We start from the raw sequence: 16,480 nt of genomic DNA, 5'->3' as shown, positions 1-16,480 counted from the left end.
GACCTTTGCATGACACCACCTTTGGGCTATTATTCCATTACGGTCAGCGCAAAAAGACCGGGTCAACCGCTCTACTCAACAAAAGGAAACCACCATGTACGAAGTCAACCGCAGCGTCTTTTTACTCGTGCCGCTCGATCCATTTTGGAACTGGCTGCAATCCCTGCCCGGCAACCATCTGGCCGATTTGACTTTGGAAGATTTACAGGCCGATGCCAATGCCTATCTCGTGCGCCCGTGCGAAACTTCCGACGAAGTGTGGGACGAAATCGAATCGCGCTTTGAAGACATTTTCGCCGCCGAGCTGGCCGACTGGTGCGAAGACGAAAGCGAGTGGCCGGATTTGCACGCCGATATTTTCAACGAATGGTTCGATATCCAGCTCTCCACCGTCATCACCGACTTGGAAGCCGAACCATTGGCGCGTGAAGCGTTTCAACCCTTGAATTTAAATTAATTTCTTTGATAGGCTGTCTGAAAACACATAGCCCGCATCGCCTATATTTTCAGACGGCCTCATAAACCCATGAATATCCGCGTCCGAAATTACCACATCGACAGCTACGGCCACGTCAACCACGCGCGCTATCTTGAGTTTCTCGAAGAAGCGCGCTGGACGTTTCTCGACCAACGCGGTTTACTATCGCTGCTGGACAACGTGCATTTGGTTGTCGCCCGTATCGACATCCGCTACCGCCGCCCCGCTGTTGACGGCAACGAATTGCGCGTACACAGCCACATCAAAGAATTAACCGCGCGCCACCTGCTGCTGACGCAAACCATCGAATTGATACACAGCGGCAAAAACACCATTGAAGCCGACATCACGCTGATGCCCGTCGATGCCGCCAGCGGCCGCAGCATCCGCTTTCCCGACAACCTGTTAACCTCACTCGAATCCTTTATCGCATGAAAAAACTGATTACCCTCGCCGCCGTGGCCATTGTCGGCGCATTGCTGGCCTTTATCCTGATTCCCGACAACAAATCCGCACCGCCATTCAGCCTGACCGATTTGCAAGGCCAAACGGTTAACAACGCCAGCCTGCAAGGTAAGGTAACCTTTATCAATTTCTGGTTCCCGTCCTGCCCCGGCTGCGTGAGCGAAATGCCGAAAGTCATCAAAATGGCCAACGATTATCAGGGCAAAGATTTCCAAGTGTTGGGCATTGCCGAGCCGATTGACCCGATTGAGAGCGTGCATCAATACGTCAAAGAATACGGTCTGCCGTTTACCGTGATGTATGACAACGACGGTATCGTCGGCAAAGCCTTCGGCACGCAGGTTTACCCCACTTCCGTGCTCATCAACAAAAAAGGCGAAATCCTCAAAACTTTCGTCGGCGAGCCGGATTTCAACAAGCTTTATCAAGAAATTGATCAAGAATTGGCGAAGTAAGCGACAATAAAAAGGCCGTCTGAAACCAAAAGTTTCAGACGGCCTGAGACCTTTGTAAAACCCCAGATTTGAGTACAGTTCAAAGTTATAGCAGCGCAGAAAGCGCAGACATATCACAAAGATAGGCAAGCTTTCGAGCAGCGCATAACGAAGAAATGTGCCAAAGATGGCGATTTTGCAAAGGTCTCGGCTTTTTTAAATCCATCAGCGATTAGGCTTTTTCTTCAAAACGCTTCGCCGCTTCGTCCCAGTTCACCACATTCCAAAACGCTTTGATGTAGTCCGGACGGCGGTTTTGGTATTGCAGATAATAAGCGTGTTCCCACACGTCCAAACCGATAATCGGGTAGCCTTTGCAGCCGGCCACGTCTTCGCCCATCAGCGGCGAATCCTGGTTGGCGGTTGACACCACTTTCAAGCGGTCGCCGTCTAACACCAGCCATGCCCAACCCGAACCGAAACGGCTGGCGGCGGCTTTTTCAAATTCGGCTTTGAATTCATCCACCGAACCAAAATCGCGCTCAATGGTTTCTTTCAGACGGCCTTGTAAGCTCGTGCCGGTTTTTAGATTTTTCCAAAAGAAAGAATGGTTGGCATGGCCACCGGCATTGTTGCGCAACACGGTTTGCTTGTCGGTCGGTAATTCTTTCAAGCGCGCAATCAGCTCTTCCGCCGGTAAATCGGCAAACTCCGGTAGCGATTCCAATGCCGCGTTGGCATTGTTGACATAAGCCTGATGGTGCTTGGTGTGGTGAATGTTCATCGTCATTTCATCGAAATGCGGCTCCAAGGCATCGTAGGCGTAGCCCAGTTCAGGTAAAGTGTAAGCCATGTGCGTTCCTTTCTCTGTGCAGTTGTGCGTGGTTAATTAAATGATATTGATATTAGTTTCCATTTACAAAATATGCAAGCCCAACCGCACGCTGAAGATAAGCACACAAGCCCTTGACTTATCCTTTATAATAACTCTCAACCCATTATTTTTTCAGACGGCCTGCTTTTTTATTTAAACAATCTCACCATAGGCCGTCTGAAACACCAAACAACTTTTAAAAATATTGAGAACCGAATGAAATTTATTGATGAAGCAAAAATCGAAGTGGTCGCCGGTAAAGGCGGCAACGGCGCGGCCAGTTTCCGCCGTGAAAAATTCGTGCCGCGCGGCGGCCCCGATGGCGGCGACGGCGGCAAAGGCGGCAGCGTGTGGGCTGAAGCCGATGAAAATTTAAATACCTTGGTTGAATACCGTTTTGTGAAACGCTACCAAGCCAAAAACGGCGAAAAAGGCCACGGTGCCGACCGTTACGGCGCTGGCGCGGACGACATCACCCTGCACATGCCCGTCGGCACCCTGATTCGCGACATCGATACCGACGAAATTGTCGCCGACCTCACTCACCACGGCCAGCGCGTTTGTTTGGCACGCGGCGGCAAAGGCGGTTTGGGCAACATCCATTTCAAATCATCGGTCAACCGCGCACCGAAGCAAGCCACACCGGGCGAAGAAGGCGAAGCGCGTTCGCTGCAATTGGAATTGAAAGTGTTGGCCGATGTTGGACTGCTCGGTATGCCGAATGCCGGCAAATCTACGCTGATTTCCGCTGTGTCCGCTGCTCGCCCGAAAGTGGCCGATTACCCGTTCACCACCTTACACCCCAACTTGGGCGTGGTGCGCATGGACGAAAACAACAGCTTCGTCATGGCCGACATTCCCGGCCTGATTGAAGGCGCGGCAGAGGGTGCCGGCTTGGGACACCGCTTTCTGAAACACCTCTCGCGTACCGGTTTATTACTGCATGTGGTTGATTTGGTGCCGTTTGATGAAACCGTCAACCCCGCCGAAGAAGCCTTGGCCATCATCAACGAATTGCGCAAATACGACGAAGAACTCCACGCCAAACCGCGCTGGCTGGTGCTGAACAAATTCGACATGCTCGATGACGAAGAAGCCGAGCGCCGCACCGCCGAGTTCCTCGAACAAATCGGCTGGGACTACCCCGCACCCGACGACCGCTTCGAATTCGACATGAACACCCCGCGCCTGTTTAAAATCAGCGCCCTGGCACACCAAGGCACACAAGACCTGGTGCGCCAAATCAGCATGTATTTGAACGAGAAAAAACGTTTGGACGCAGAAAAAGCCGCCGCAGAAAAAGCAGCAGCCGCGTTGGAGATTGCCGAGAATCAGCCGCAAACCGATACCAGCGTGTTTAAGGCAGAGTGATAAAGTTTCAGACGGCATCGGAGATTGATGCCATCTGAAAAAGTTTAAGGTTAATAAAATGTATCGCACTATAGATTTATTTTCAGGTATTGGTGGAATCCGCTTAGGATTTGAGAAGCAAGGATGTAGTAATGTTTTTTCATCTGAGTGGGATAAATATGCACAAAAGATGTACGAGGCTAATTTCGGTGAAATACCTTTTGGTGATATCAATGATATTCCCCCAGATAAAATTCCTGATCATGACATTTTATTGGCAGGTTTTCCTTGCCAGCCGTTCAGTATTGCCGGAAAAGGGTTAGGATTTGAAGACACAAGAGGCACTTTATTTTTCAACATTGCTGAAATTTTGAGAACTAAAAAACCTCGTGCATTTTTACTTGAAAATGTCAAACGATTGACTACTCATGACTCAGGCCGTACTTTTAATGTTATTTTAGCTACATTGAAACAGTTGGGTTATACGGTTTATTATCAAGTATTGAATACTTTAGATTTCGGACTACCTCAAAAGCGAGAACGGATTTATATTGTCGGATTTCGTGAAAATGTTTATTTTGAATTTCCTGAACCGGTTGGATTTTATCGACCGTTGAATGAAATTTTAGAAGAAGAAAGTACGGTCGATGCCAGTTATTTCTTATCTGAATCCTTAAGACAAAAGCGTTTTGCTGCTTTGAAGAAACCTGCTCCAATACCGTCAGTATGGCATGAAAATATCGGTGGGAACATTTCTCCTTTACCTTACTCATGCGCTTTGCGTGCAGGAGGAAGCTATAATTATTTGGTAGTTAACGGCGTACGAAGGTTAACTGGGAGAGAAATGTTAAGACTTCAAGGGTTTCCCGATAGTTTTAAAATCAATATTCCTTATTCTCAAGTCAGAAAAGTAGCAGGAAATTCTGTTTCTGTTCCTGTAATCGAAGCAATTGCAGAAAATATGATTCAAGCTTTATCAGGTAAATTTGAAAAGCGTGGGCAATTAGATTTATTAGAGGCAGTATGATGTCAGTTACCCAGCAAGAAGCAAAACAAGCCTTAGACAATATTATTAAAAAGTCCCGAGTCCATTTATACAAGCCTATTCAGATTGCAGAAATTCTTTATCATGACCGATGTATACAAAGATTGGATATATTGAATTTAGAAACATATCGCAATCAATCCAAACGTTGGCGTGATGAAATATGCAGGAAATTCTTAGGAAGAGTTTCAACATCATCAGCAAAATTCCAAGATAATCTCTTTGAAAATAATGCTATGCCTCCCGAAAAATTAGCTGTGTTGGCAGACCTAAATCGTGAAAAAGGAGACGTTGAGAGTTATATCTACCAATGTTTTTTGAATCGTTTTTCACAAATGAATCAAGCTGTTAAATATTGCAACATTCATGATAGTTCAAATTTTCAATTAGTTGATTTTTTGAATTTATTTTGGTTTGAGCCAGGGCTGAAAAGAAGCATCGATAAAATTTACGAAATTATTGTCTATGCATTATTTGATGCGTTGATTGCTGAATTAGGCGTAACGGTTACTGTTAGTTTCCCACAAGAAAAATTGCATTTATGGGAGGAATATCAGCAATTTGCCGAAAAAATCATACCGCTCAACCGAGAAAATTTGACAATTCCGGCTAAAATTTACCGGGTAGGCGTAACCAATGCAGCCGACCGAGGTTTGGACATGTGGTCAAACTTTGGCTCGGCTATTCAAGTCAAACACTTGTCTTTAGATGAAGAATTGGCAGAAGATATTGTAGGCTCAATTAGTGCGGATAAAATTGTGATTGTTTGTAAAAAAGCTGAACAGCCTGTGATTATGTCGCTACTTAGTCAAATCGGCTGGAGAAATAAAATCCAAAGTATTATTACTGAAGATGATTTAATTGAATGGTATGAAAGGGCTTTGCGCGGCATTCAACCGATTGCAAAAACGTTACTTGAAAATATCCGAAGCGAGATTAAACGAGAATTTCCTGCAGCCAATGAGCAAAATGAGTTTTCTGAATTCATTATTGACCGTGGTTATGATTTTTCCCGAATTACATTTTAATGACTTACCATGCTAACCATCTACAACACCCTAACCCGTCAAAAAGAACCTTTCACCCCCATCGATCCGGCCAACGTGCGCATGTACGTTTGCGGCATGACCGTGTACGACTATTGCCATCTCGGCCATGCGCGTGTGATGGTGGTGTTCGACATGATTGCGCGCTGGCTGCGTGAACGTGATTATCCGCTCACTTATGTGCGCAACATCACCGATATTGACGACAAAATCATTGTGCGTGCGGCGGAAAACGGCGAGACCATCGGCGAGTTGACGGCGCGTTTTATTGAAGCGATGAATGAAGATGCGGCGGCTTTGGGCGTATTGCGTCCGGATGTCGAGCCGAAAGCCACGGAAAATATTCCGCAGATGATTGCGATGATTGAGCGCTTGATTGCCAAGGGCAAGGCGTATGCGGCAGAGAATGGCGATGTGTATTACGCCGTGCGCGAGTTTGCCGCTTACGGCCAGCTGTCGGGCAAATCGCTGGATGATTTGCGCGCGGGCGAACGCGTGGAAGTGGATGGTTTCAAACGCGATCCGTTGGATTTTGTGTTGTGGAAAGCGGCCAAAGCGGGCGAGCCGGCTTGGGAAAGCCCTTGGGGTCAAGGCCGTCCGGGTTGGCATATTGAATGCTCGGCGATGAGTGAAAACCTCTTTGGCGATACGTTCGATATTCACGGCGGCGGCGCGGATTTGCAGTTTCCGCACCATGAAAACGAAATCGCCCAAAGCGTTGGTGCCCACGGTCATTCGTGCGGCCACAACCACGGCGGCAAAGCGATTGAAAGCCATGTGAAATATTGGTTGCACAATGGTTTTATCCGTGTCGACGGCGAAAAAATGTCGAAATCGCTGGGTAATTTCTTCACCATCCGCGATGTGTTGAAAGCCTATGATGCCGAAGTGGTGCGCTTCTTTATTTTGCGCGCGCATTACCGCAGCCCGCTGAATTACTCTGATGCGCATTTGGACGATGCCAAAGGCTCGTTGACGCGTTTGTACACCGCGCTGAAAAACACCATGCCGTCTGAAAGCTTTAATGCGGACAACGATTATGTGCGCCGCTTCCAAGCCGCGATGGATGATGATTTCGACACCGTGCAGGCCATGGCGGTGTTGTTTGAGCTGGCAAATGAAGTCAACAAAACGCAAAACGCCGACCTCGCCGCCTGCCTGAAACATTTGGGCGGCACCATCGGCCTGTTGCAACGCGACCCAACTGAGTTTTTACAAGGCGGCAGCGTTTCAGACGGCCTGTCTAACGAAGAAATCGAAGCGCTGATCGAAGCCCGCAAACAGGCGCGCGCCGATAAGAATTGGGCAGAATCCGACCGCATCCGTGATGTATTGGCGGCAGAAAACATTATTCTGGAAGACAAATCCGGCGTGACTACTTGGCGCCGTGGCTAAAACCTGACAGACCCCGATTCAATCGGTTGGTGAAAAGCTTCGTTTGGTCTGATATTTTTCAGGCCAAACGAAGCTTTTTTATGGTATTTTGCCAAATCTTCTGCTGAAATCATCAAAATATTAATATTTTGTGACCGGTAAACCATTAAAGACATCGATGTCTTTATCTCACCCATATAAACCAATGACAAACAACAACATAAAAAATCCACTCCATTCCCATTAAGTGCGACAACAGCAGCCTCAATCACACCAGCGCAGCCATCATTAAAATCATTAATTTTTATCTTAACAGGATTTAAAATATCCTAATCACTTGCTCATTTTCTAGCACGAAATTTTTATTTCCCTTTGAATTATATGGATTTAATGGTCTTAAAATTTTTAATCTCTTCTTGATAAAACTTGATGATTCTTTTAATTTCGCAAAGATTGTCAACAAAGAAGCCGCAACAAGATAACGCTGCCGAGCTTTTACCTCAATGTAAGGAGAGACTACATGTTCCGCAAATCCACTACCGCTGCAATCAGCTTGGCCGCTTTGGCTACTTTGGCCTTGAGCGGCTGTAACAAAGACACTGCTGAAGCGGGCGAACCAAAAAACCTGAATGTATCGCACCAGCCAAACCGGGCGGCGGTTTTGACTTGACTTGTAAGCTGGCACAAACCGGCTTGAAAGACACCGACCAACTGAAAAAACCAATGCGTGTAACCTATATGCCGGGCGGCGTGGGTGCAGTGGCCTACAATAAAATCGTGGCCAACGAGCCGGCCAACGGCGATGCGATTGTGGCCTTCTCGACCGGTTCGCTGTTGAACTTGGCACAAGGCAAATTCGGTCAATACACCGAAAACGACGTGCGCTGGTTGGCGGCTGTCGGCACCGACTACGGCATGGTGGCGGTAAATGCCGACTCGCCTTTGCAAAACTTGAACGATTTGGCCGAAGCGCTGAAAAAAGATCCTAAATCCATCAGCTTCGGTGCGGGTGGTAGCGTGGGCGGTCAAGATTGGCTGCAAACCGCGATGGTGGCCAAAGCTGCCGGCGTGAACCCGAAAGACATGACCCTAGCCAAACAGGGTAAAGCCGGCATTGCCTTGTCGCTCTCTGCTGTCAGCTCGTTTACCGGCAGCATCATCGCCACTTTGGGCGTGGTGTTGTTCGCACCGCTGTTGGCCAACTGGGCGATTGCGTTTGGTCCTGCCGAATATTTTGTGCTGATGGTGTTTGCCATTACCTGCTTGAGCGGCTTAGTGGGCGATCAGCCGATTAAAACTGCTGTGGCCGCCTTAATCGGTTTGGCTTTGGCCACCGTGGGTGTGGATGCCGTAACCGGCGTGTACCGCTTCACGTTTGACTCGGTCAACCTTTCAGACGGCATTCAGTTCACCACCATCGTGATCGGTTTCTTCAGCGTCAGCGAAATCCTGATTATGCTGGAACACACCGAACGCGGCCAAAAAGCGTTGGAACAAGGCAAACGCGCCCTGTTTAACGTGAAAGAATTTCTGTTTGCCTTCGGCACCATGGTACGCAGCGGCGTGGTTGGTTTTGTGGTCGGCATTTTACTGGGCGCGGGTGCCACCATTGCCAGCGCAATGACCTACACCAACGAGAAAAAACTTGCCGGTGCTTCGGGCAAATTTGGCGAAGGCGACTTGCGCGGTATCGCTGCGCCTGAAGCGGCCAACAATGCTTCGGCTTGCGGTTCGTTCATTCCGATGCTGACCTTGGGTGTACCCGGCTCCGGCACCACCGCCGTAATGATGGGGGCGTTGACTTTGTACAACATCACTCCGGGCCCGCAGCTCTTCAGCGAACAGCCTGATATTGTATGGGGCTTGATTGCGTCGCTGTTTATCGGTAACGTGATTTTGCTGTTGCTCAACATTCCGTTGGTCGGTTTCTTCGCCAAGCTGTTGAACATCCCTAACTACATCCTGATTCCGGCCATCGCCACCGTGAGCTTTGTCGGCGTGTACGCAATTCACAGCACCACGTTTGACTTGGTATTGATGGTGGGCTTGGGCGTATTGGGCTACCTCCTGCGCAAACTCAATTTCCCATTGTCTGCGCTGATTTTGGGCTATGTATTGGGCGAACTAATGGAATCCAGCCTGCGCCGCGCATTGTCGATTTCGCAAGGCGATTTGGGTGTGTTGTTCCACGGTCCGATTACCAAAGTATTGTGGGCATTGGCCTTGTTGATGGTGTTGCTGCCGGTTTTCCGCTGGTTGCGTCGCCGCAAACAAACTGCCTAACGCATGACAACAGCCGCCTGAATCCAGCGCGGCTGTTTTCTTGGTATCATGAAAACATTCAGGCCGCCTGAGAACTTTCAGACGGCCTATAAACCATAACAATTTCCCCCGCAAACCATGAACCGTTTTCTTCCCTATCTACCCGGTTTTGCCGCCGCGCTCACGGGCGCGCTGTTGGCCAATCTGCTCAACCTGCCGATTCCGTGGCTGCTCGGCTCTCTGCTCGCTTGTGCGACTTTATCCATCGGCGGTGTCAATATCCGCGCCCTACCCTCCGGCCGCAAAATCGGCTTGTGCATCATCGGTATGTCGTTGGGGCTGTATTTCACGCCGCAGATGGTTGGTATGATTGGCGCCAATGCGCTGTGGCTGGGCGCCGGTATGTTATTCACTTTAATCTTAAGCCTATGCGGCACGCTGTTTCTGCACCGTTTTGCCGGTGTCGATTTCAAAACCGCATGGTTTGCGGCAGCGGTCGGCGGCGCGAGTGAAATGGCGACTTTGGCCGAACAACACGGCACACGCGTGGATAAAGTGGTGGCTGCACACTCGCTGCGGGTGTTGATGGTGGTGACCATTGTGCCGTTTTTCTATCGCTTTATGGATTATCATGGCTTGGATACGTCCATTATCGACAAAGGCGGCGTGCATTACGGCGGCTTGGTGCTGCTGATTGCCTGCTGCGTCGGCATGGGCTGGCTGTTTCAAAAGCGCGGCTGGGCAAACCCGTGGACATTCGGCCCTTTGGCGGCAGCGGTGTTGCTGACCGTTTGCGGCGTGCATTTGTCGGCCATGCCGAAAGAATTGTCATGGGCAGGCCAGCTCTTAATCGGCTGGTCACTCGGCACCAAATTCCGCCCTGATTTTTTCCGTGCCGCACCGCGATTGTTGTCGGTTACCGCTGTGTTGGTGTGCATTAGTTTGTTGCTGACCGCCGGCGTCTCCCAACTGTTGGCCGCGTGGTCGGATATTCCGCTGCCCACTTTAGGGCTGGGACTCGCGCCCGGCGGCGTGGCGGAAATGACCATTACTGCCAAAGTGTTGCAACTGGGTGTGCCGCTGGTAACGGCGTTTCATGTGTTGCGTATGCTGGTGGTGGTCGGTTTGGCCGGTTGGCTGTATGGCGTGCTGGATCGGCGTTTTGGTGTGGGAACACGCTAAAAACGTTATCTCGTGAACAGGCCGTCTGAAAAATTTCAGACGGCCTGTTGGCTTGTTGACAGAATCCGTTATAATCAAATCAGTATATTGAACCAATATACGCATTCACAAAGATTAAGGAGAAACTGATGAAGACATTACTGACTGCCGTTTTATTGAGTATGACCGCTGCCGCCTATGCCGCGCCGGCGGATATTGTGGTGCCGATGTCGCTGCTGGACGCGCAAAACGGCGATAAAGTGGCGGGTGAAGTGCGCATCAGCCAGAGCAAATACGGTGCGGTGTTTACCCCGAAAATCGAAGGTTTGGCACAAGGCATTTACGGCTTCCACGTGCATGAAAACCCAAGCTGTGCGGCCAAAGAAAAAGACGGTAAGCTGGTAGAAGGTTTGGCAGCCGGCGGCCACTGGGATCCTAAGAAAACCGGCGCACACAAAGGCCCTTGGGATGACAGCGGCCACTTGGGCGATTTGCCTGCCTTAGCGGTGGATGCCAACGGCCATATCCAGCCGGTTGTGGCGCCGCGCATTAAGAAAATCAACTCGCTCAAAGGTCGCTCGCTGATGATTCACGCCGGTGGAGATAACTACAGCGACCACCCTGCTGCATTGGGTGGCGGTGGCGCACGCAAATACTGCGGCGTGGTTGCCAAGTAAGTTTGATAAATAAACAAAGGCCGTCTGAAAATATTAGGGTTCAGACGGCCTTTTGTATTGTCGTTGAATTTAATCCAATAAATTCTTCTTCACCACCGCCGGATTACCCGCAGCCAAAGAATACGGCGGCACGCTCTTGGTCACCACGGCACCGGCACCGATAATCGAACCTTTGCCGATGGTCACGCCGCCCATAATGATGGCGCGGCGGCCAATCCACACATCGTCTTCAATCACAATCGGATTGGTGTCGGTATAGCCGGAAAACTGTTTGGTTTCTTTATCGAATTTGTGGCTGTTGGAATAAAACAGGCATTCAGGCCCCATCATTACATTGTTGCCGATGGTCAAGCCGTAGCAGATTTCGCAGGCCACCCCGATGCCCGAATGATCGCCGACTACCGTGTCTCGCAACACATACGCCCCTTTTTCGATATTGATATTGCTGCCCAAATGCGGCGAAATTTGGCGGGCAAGCGCCGCGCGGATTTTCTTAGCTAATTTACCAAACGGCTTGCTGTACGATGCCGGCAGCCATTTGCCGAGTGTTCTCAACAATACCAAAAACAGCTTTGCTTTCATTGCATTTCCTTACAAAATCATCAATCCAAATTCAATTTCAGTTAGACACACAATACCACACAAGTTTCGCCCGCCATTCGATAATATTCGCACCGCCCTGTTGCAAAACCCACCCAATGCCGCAATATCTGCTTGACGAAGCAGCAAAAAATAGCAATAATCGCACCCTTGTCTTGAAGCATAGGTAAAACCCCTATGCCCGCTTAATCGAAAGGAAACAACATGCAACAAGGTATTCACCCTAACTACCACGAAATCACCGTGACCTGCTCTTGCGGCAGCAAATTTGTGACCAAATCTGCGATGGAAAAAGAAAACTTCAACATCGAAGTTTGCTCTTTGTGCCACCCATTCTACACCGGCCAACAAAAAATCGTTGACACCACCGGTCGCGTGGACAAATTCAACAACAAATTCGGCAACTTGTTCAAACGCTAATTGCCCGATGAAAAAAAAGACTGCTTTGGCAGTCTTTTTTGTATTCAGACGGCCTCATGCTCAAAAAGGCCGTCTGAAAGAAAGCATAGCCCAAACCGTTCCATTCAAGCATTCCCCGATTTGGCCGTAATTTGTTACACTAGCGCATCTTTTAGATTTTTGAAACCGCCGCACCATGCTGACCTACACGCCACCGGATTCCCGTAAACCTGCTAAAACCCACGAAAAACCTTGGCTCTTGCTACTGATGGTATTCGCTTGGTTGTGGCCGGGTGTGTTTTCGCATGATTTTGATTTGTGGAATCCAGACGAATCAGGTTTGTTCACCGCCACCGAAGCCCTGCTCAATGGCACCGCTTCGCCGTTGGTGGCGCATGTATTCGAGCAGCAGAATTTCCATATTTCGCCGGTGTATTTATGGGTAGCCGGCGCCTTTCAAGCGCTGCTCTCGCCTTGGGCAGCCGATGCGTATGCCGCCACGCGCTTTGCCAGCGTGTTTTTTACCGCCATCGGTTTACTGTTGTGCGGTTTTGCCGGTTTTAATTTTTTAGGCCGCCATCACGGCCGCAGCGTGGTGCTGATTTTAATCGGCAGCATCGGTTTATTGCAGATGGCGCACTTTATCAGCGACATATCGGCCGTGTTTGCCGCGCTGGGCATGGTGTTGTGTGGTTTTTCACTAGCACACAAGCGCGTGATCGTCGGTGCGCTGCTGTTGGGCGGCGGTTGGGCGCTGTTGTCGCTGACAGCCGGTTTCTTATTGCCTTTGGCCTTAATCGTGATGGCATTTGCCTTGGTGCTGCATCCGCAATGGCAGTTCAAGCGCTATTACCTGACCCTCATCGGTGCCTTTGCATTCGCCCTGCCACTGATGGTGGTGTATCCGCTGTTGCTGTTGTATTTGCAGCCGCAATGGTTTGAAACATGGCGTGATGCTTATCTGTTCGGCACCTACGGCGGACTGGTTGATTTTCAGACGGCCTTTAACCTGCCTTATTATCTGAAAAACCTGCTCTGGTTTGCCCTACCCGCTTGGCCGTTGGCGGTGTGGACGTTCAGCCGAACCAAAATGAACGCGCAAAGCTGGAGTGGTTTGTGTTTGGCATGGTTGATTTTGGCGACCGCGCTGTTAGCCTTTAATCCGCAACGTTTCCAAGACCATTTGATTTGGCTGATGCCGCCATTGGCGCTGCTCGGTGCGGCACAACTAGACGGCTTACGTCGTGGCGCGGCGGCATTTATCAACTGGTTCGGCATCATGGCCTTCGGCTTACTGGCCGCTTTTATGTGGGTCGGTTTTGCGGCCATGAATTACGGCTGGCCGGCAAAACTGGCCGAACGCGCAGCGTATTTCAGCCCGTATTACCTGCCTGAAATCAGCCCGTTCCCCATGGCGGTAGCAGCCTTGTTTACACCCTTGTGGCTGTGGGCGATCACCCGCAAACACATCCGCGGCCGCCAAGCCGTGACCAACTGGGCAGCCGGTGTCACGCTGACTTGGGCTTTGCTGATGACCTTATGGCTGCCGTGGCTGGATGCCGCCAAGAGTTACGCGCCAGTAGTCAAACAAATGGAATTATCGCTTTATCCTGAATTACGCCACCAATTCAGCGAAGGTCATGAGTGCATCAGCGTGGACAAACAAGACCACCGCAGCCGCATCGCTTGGGCGCAATACAGCAATTGGGATTTGCAACCCGACAACCCAAGCTGCCGCTACCGCTTGGTGCAGCAGCCGCAAAACACCGCCGCACCGCAAGGCTGGACGAAACTTTGGCAGGGCGCGCGCCCACGCAATAAAGTAGAAGGTTTTGCCTTGTTGCGCCGAGAAAGCTAAAACCCATTTCAAGACCGAGACCTTTGCAAAACTTCAGATTTGAGTATAGTTCGAAGTGAGAGCAGCGCAGAAAGCGCAGACATATCACTTAGATAGGCAAGCTTTCGAGCAGCGCATAACGAAGAAATGCGCCAAAGATGAAGATTTTGCAAAGGTTTCGGGCCGTCTGAAATTCTGTTTCAGATGGCCTTTAATCCGACTGAAAAACAGCGTACAATCACACGTTTATTTTAAATTCTATTACTTTTTCAGACGGCCTCACGCATAAGCAAACCCCAAACACACACCTTCATTCCATCAGGCCGTCTGAAACCTCAATCTACTATGTCCAACATGATTTACCCCAAAACTTACGACGTCATCGTCGTCGGCGGCGGCCACGCCGGTACGGAAGCCGCGCTTGCTGCCGCACGCATGGGCGCGCAAACGCTCCTGCTCACCCACAATATTGAAACACTCGGCCAAATGTCGTGCAACCCGTCTATCGGCGGCATCGGCAAAGGCCATTTGGTGCGCGAAGTCGATGCGCTCGGCGGCGCGATGGCCTTGGCGACCGATATGTCCGGCATTCAGTTCCGCCGTTTGAACGCCTCCAAAGGCGCTGCCGTGCGTGCCACCCGCGCACAGGCCGACCGCATTCTGTATAAAGCCGCCATCCGCGAAATGCTGGAAAACCAAGAAAACTTGGATTTGTTCCAACAAGCGGTGGAAGACATCACGCTCGACGGCGAACGTGCCAGCGGCGTGGTGACCGCCATGGGCGTGGAATTCAAAGCACGCGCGGTGGTGTTGACGGCGGGTACATTTCTGGCCGGTAAAATCCACATCGGTTTGGAAAACTATGCTGGCGGCCGTGCAGGCGATCCTGCTGCACAAGGTTTGTCAGGCCGTCTGAAAGAATTGAATCTGCCGCAAGGCCGTCTGAAAACCGGCACGCCGCCGCGTATCGACGGGCGCACGATTGATTTTTCCCAACTCACCGAGCAGCCGGGCGATACGCCTGTGCCGGTGATGTCGGTGCGCGGTTCGGCCGATTTGCATCCGCGCCAAGTGTCGTGCTGGATTACCCACACCAACCTTGAAACCCACGACATCATCCGCTCCGGCTTCGACCGCAGCCCGATGTTTACCGGCAAAATCGAAGGCGTGGGCCCGCGTTACTGCCCTTCTATCGAAGACAAAATCAACCGTTTTGCCGATAAAGACAGCCACCAGATTTTCTTGGAACCCGAAGGCCTGACCACGCACGAATACTACCCCAACGGCATTTCCACCAGCCTGCCTTTCGATATCCAGCTCTCTCTCGTGCGCTCGATGAAAGGCTTGGAAAATGCCCACATTCTGCGCCCCGGTTACGCCATCGAATACGACTACTTCGACCCGCGCAACCTCAAAGCCAGCTTGGAAACCAAAACCATTGCCGGCCTCTTCTTTGCCGGCCAAATCAACGGCACCACCGGCTATGAAGAAGCGGCGGCACAAGGCTTGCTGGCCGGTGCCAACGCCGTGCAGTATGTGCGCGAAAAAGATCCGCTGTTGCTGCGCCGCGAGCAAGCCTACTTGGGCGTATTGGTCGACGATTTGATTACCAAAGGCGTGAACGAGCCTTACCGCATGTTCACCAGCCGCGCCGAATACCGCCTGCAGCTTCGCGAAGACAACGCCGATATGCGCCTCACCGAAGACGGCCACAAAATCGGCTTGGTCACCGAAGCACAATGGCGTGCCTTCAACGAGAAACGCGATGCCATCGAGCAGGAAATCCAACGCCTGAAAACCACTTGGTACACGCCGCAAAAGCTGGCCGAAAGCGAACAAATCCGCGTGTTCGGCCAAAAGCTTTCGCGCGAAGCCAACCTGCACGACTTGTTGCGCCGCCCGAATGTCGATTACACCGCGCTGATGACGCTGGAAGGTGCCACGCCGTCTGAAACGTTAAACAACGATGTGGTGGAACAAGTCGAAATTCAAGTGAAATACCAAGGCTATATCGACCGCCAAAACGAAGAACTCGACAGCCGCCGCGATATTGAAACGCTGAAGCTGCCGAACGACATCGATTACAGCAAAGTCAAAGGCTTATCGGCGGAAGTGCAGCAAAAACTCAACGCCCACCGCCCTGAAACACTGGGGCAGGCAGGCCGCATTTCTGGTGTGACTCCCGCTGCTGTGGCTTTGTTGATGGTGCATTTGAAACGCGGTTTTAAAGACGCGAAATAAGGCTTTACCTCGGATAAAGGCCGTCTGAAAACAAGTATTTGCTTTTCAGACGGCCTTAGGTTTTGCCGGAAATCGGGTGAACTCATCCCTGATGAACAAACCATACCCATCAACGTATGGGGGGGTCAACCCACCTTTTCGCTTTACACAGCAGCATGATAAACCAACAAACCATCATGGTGGGTTCACCCCCCTACCGGCCTTTCAGACGATCTCACATATTCATTCAAATTATCA

Annotated in this window: 16 protein-coding genes; 14 read left to right on the top strand and 2 right to left on the bottom strand. The window is 50.6% G+C overall.

Going from position 1 to position 16,480, the window contains the following annotated elements; translation table 11 throughout:
• Window positions 1–94 precede the first annotated feature (94 nt).
• The 3 genes from GJV52_RS06755 to GJV52_RS06745 all read left to right on the top strand — a co-directional run bounded on the left by GJV52_RS06755 (window position 95) and on the right by GJV52_RS06745 (window position 1,398).
• Window positions 95–457, top strand: coding sequence for a VacJ (locus GJV52_RS06755; protein WP_095503011.1), 363 nt, complete (start codon window positions 95–97; stop codon window positions 455–457).
• A gap of 69 nt (window positions 458–526) precedes the next feature.
• The gene (locus tag GJV52_RS06750) at window positions 527–913 is read left to right on the top strand and encodes an acyl-CoA thioesterase (protein WP_095503010.1); all 387 of its coding nucleotides are present in this window, start codon (window positions 527–529) and stop codon (window positions 911–913) included.
• Window positions 910–1,398: a peroxiredoxin family protein gene (locus GJV52_RS06745; RefSeq protein ID WP_095503009.1), complete on the top strand. Its 489-nt coding sequence runs from the start codon at window positions 910–912 to the stop codon at window positions 1,396–1,398. Before GJV52_RS06750 ends, GJV52_RS06745 begins: the two co-directional genes overlap by 4 nt.
• Before the next feature lie 211 nt (window positions 1,399–1,609).
• Here the strand turns inward: GJV52_RS06745 and sodA are convergent, their stop codons facing one another.
• Window positions 1,610–2,230: a superoxide dismutase [Mn] gene (gene sodA / locus GJV52_RS06740; RefSeq protein ID WP_100563864.1), complete on the bottom strand. Its 621-nt coding sequence runs from the start codon at window positions 2,228–2,230 to the stop codon at window positions 1,610–1,612.
• Between the two features lie 237 nt (window positions 2,231–2,467).
• On the opposite strand from sodA, the gene obgE reads away from it, so the two are divergent.
• The 8 genes from obgE (at window position 2,468) to GJV52_RS06695 (ending at window position 11,166) form a co-directional block, all read left to right on the top strand.
• Window positions 2,468–3,622 (top strand): GTPase ObgE, encoded by a 1,155-nt coding sequence (obgE, locus tag GJV52_RS06735; protein ID WP_095503007.1) that lies wholly within the window; start codon window positions 2,468–2,470, stop codon window positions 3,620–3,622.
• A gap of 58 nt (window positions 3,623–3,680) precedes the next feature.
• Complete coding sequence (gene dcm / locus GJV52_RS06730) at window positions 3,681–4,628, top strand: DNA cytosine methyltransferase (protein ID WP_095503006.1); 948 nt, start codon at window positions 3,681–3,683, stop codon at window positions 4,626–4,628.
• A complete protein-coding gene (locus GJV52_RS06725) occupies window positions 4,625–5,674 on the top strand; it encodes a HaeII family restriction endonuclease (protein ID WP_229436924.1) in 1,050 nt (349 codons plus the stop codon). Before dcm ends, GJV52_RS06725 begins: the two co-directional genes overlap by 4 nt.
• Window positions 5,675–5,683: 9 nt before the next feature.
• A complete protein-coding gene (gene cysS / locus GJV52_RS06720) occupies window positions 5,684–7,087 on the top strand; it encodes a cysteine--tRNA ligase (protein WP_095503004.1) in 1,404 nt (467 codons plus the stop codon).
• A gap of 499 nt (window positions 7,088–7,586) precedes the next feature.
• Entirely contained in the window at window positions 7,587–7,736 is a 150-nt protein-coding gene (locus GJV52_RS06710) for a hypothetical protein (protein ID WP_154143248.1), read from the top strand.
• Window positions 7,733–9,349 (top strand): tripartite tricarboxylate transporter permease, encoded by a 1,617-nt coding sequence (locus GJV52_RS06705; RefSeq protein ID WP_154212879.1) that lies wholly within the window; start codon window positions 7,733–7,735, stop codon window positions 9,347–9,349. Before GJV52_RS06710 ends, GJV52_RS06705 begins: the two co-directional genes overlap by 4 nt.
• Window positions 9,350–9,466: 117 nt before the next feature.
• On the top strand, window positions 9,467–10,510 hold the full coding sequence (locus GJV52_RS06700) for an AbrB family transcriptional regulator (RefSeq protein ID WP_100563866.1): 1,044 nt from the start codon (window positions 9,467–9,469) through the stop codon (window positions 10,508–10,510).
• A 128-nt stretch (window positions 10,511–10,638) separates the two neighbouring features.
• Window positions 10,639–11,166 carry a superoxide dismutase family protein gene (locus tag GJV52_RS06695; protein ID WP_095503002.1) on the top strand — a complete coding sequence of 176 codons (528 nt, stop codon included), beginning with the start codon at window positions 10,639–10,641 and terminating at the stop codon, window positions 11,164–11,166.
• Window positions 11,167–11,235: 69 nt separating this feature from the next.
• Here GJV52_RS06695 and GJV52_RS06690 read toward each other — a convergent pair whose 3' ends face one another.
• Window positions 11,236–11,748, bottom strand: a complete 513-nt coding sequence (locus tag GJV52_RS06690; RefSeq protein WP_095503001.1) for an acyltransferase — start codon at window positions 11,746–11,748, stop codon at window positions 11,236–11,238.
• A 222-nt stretch (window positions 11,749–11,970) separates the two neighbouring features.
• Here GJV52_RS06690 and rpmE point away from each other — a divergent pair, with 222 nt between their 5' ends.
• From rpmE to mnmG, 3 genes are all read left to right on the top strand, one after another.
• Window positions 11,971–12,186, top strand: coding sequence for a 50S ribosomal protein L31 (gene rpmE, locus GJV52_RS06685; protein WP_095503000.1), 216 nt, complete (start codon window positions 11,971–11,973; stop codon window positions 12,184–12,186).
• A gap of 175 nt (window positions 12,187–12,361) precedes the next feature.
• A complete protein-coding gene (locus GJV52_RS06680; protein ID WP_100563868.1) occupies window positions 12,362–14,023 on the top strand; it encodes a hypothetical protein in 1,662 nt (553 codons plus the stop codon).
• Window positions 14,024–14,347: 324 nt separating this feature from the next.
• The gene (gene mnmG / locus GJV52_RS06675) at window positions 14,348–16,243 is read left to right on the top strand and encodes a tRNA uridine-5-carboxymethylaminomethyl(34) synthesis enzyme MnmG (protein ID WP_100563873.1); all 1,896 of its coding nucleotides are present in this window, start codon (window positions 14,348–14,350) and stop codon (window positions 16,241–16,243) included.
• Window positions 16,244–16,480 lie beyond the last annotated feature (237 nt).

It is taken from the genome of Neisseria brasiliensis (genome assembly GCF_009671065.1).
In the GTDB taxonomy this organism is placed as follows: domain Bacteria; phylum Pseudomonadota; class Gammaproteobacteria; order Burkholderiales; family Neisseriaceae; genus Neisseria; species Neisseria brasiliensis.
This window is presented reverse-complemented; position numbering and strand designations above follow the sequence as displayed.

What these genes read in the sequence shown, in the direction of transcription:
- GJV52_RS06700 (WP_100563866.1), top strand. Translation starts at nt 9,467, where the DNA reads ATGAACCGTTTTCTTCCCTATCTACCCGGTTTTGCCGCCGCGCTCACG.
- GJV52_RS06695 (WP_095503002.1), top strand. Translation starts at nt 10,639, where the DNA reads ATGAAGACATTACTGACTGCCGTTTTATTGAGTATGACCGCTGCCGCC.
- sodA (WP_100563864.1), bottom strand. Translation starts at nt 2,230, where the DNA reads ATGGCTTACACTTTACCTGAACTGGGCTACGCCTACGATGCCTTGGAG.
- rpmE (WP_095503000.1), top strand. Translation starts at nt 11,971, where the DNA reads ATGCAACAAGGTATTCACCCTAACTACCACGAAATCACCGTGACCTGC.
- GJV52_RS06690 (WP_095503001.1), bottom strand. Translation starts at nt 11,748, where the DNA reads ATGAAAGCAAAGCTGTTTTTGGTATTGTTGAGAACACTCGGCAAATGG.
- GJV52_RS06755 (WP_095503011.1), top strand. Translation starts at nt 95, where the DNA reads ATGTACGAAGTCAACCGCAGCGTCTTTTTACTCGTGCCGCTCGATCCA.
- mnmG (WP_100563873.1), top strand. Translation starts at nt 14,348, where the DNA reads ATGTCCAACATGATTTACCCCAAAACTTACGACGTCATCGTCGTCGGC.
- cysS (WP_095503004.1), top strand. Translation starts at nt 5,684, where the DNA reads ATGCTAACCATCTACAACACCCTAACCCGTCAAAAAGAACCTTTCACC.
- GJV52_RS06680 (WP_100563868.1), top strand. Translation starts at nt 12,362, where the DNA reads ATGCTGACCTACACGCCACCGGATTCCCGTAAACCTGCTAAAACCCAC.
- obgE (WP_095503007.1), top strand. Translation starts at nt 2,468, where the DNA reads ATGAAATTTATTGATGAAGCAAAAATCGAAGTGGTCGCCGGTAAAGGC.
- GJV52_RS06745 (WP_095503009.1), top strand. Translation starts at nt 910, where the DNA reads ATGAAAAAACTGATTACCCTCGCCGCCGTGGCCATTGTCGGCGCATTG.
- GJV52_RS06750 (WP_095503010.1), top strand. Translation starts at nt 527, where the DNA reads ATGAATATCCGCGTCCGAAATTACCACATCGACAGCTACGGCCACGTC.
- GJV52_RS06725 (WP_229436924.1), top strand. Translation starts at nt 4,625, where the DNA reads ATGATGTCAGTTACCCAGCAAGAAGCAAAACAAGCCTTAGACAATATT.
- GJV52_RS06710 (WP_154143248.1), top strand. Translation starts at nt 7,587, where the DNA reads ATGTTCCGCAAATCCACTACCGCTGCAATCAGCTTGGCCGCTTTGGCT.
- dcm (WP_095503006.1), top strand. Translation starts at nt 3,681, where the DNA reads ATGTATCGCACTATAGATTTATTTTCAGGTATTGGTGGAATCCGCTTA.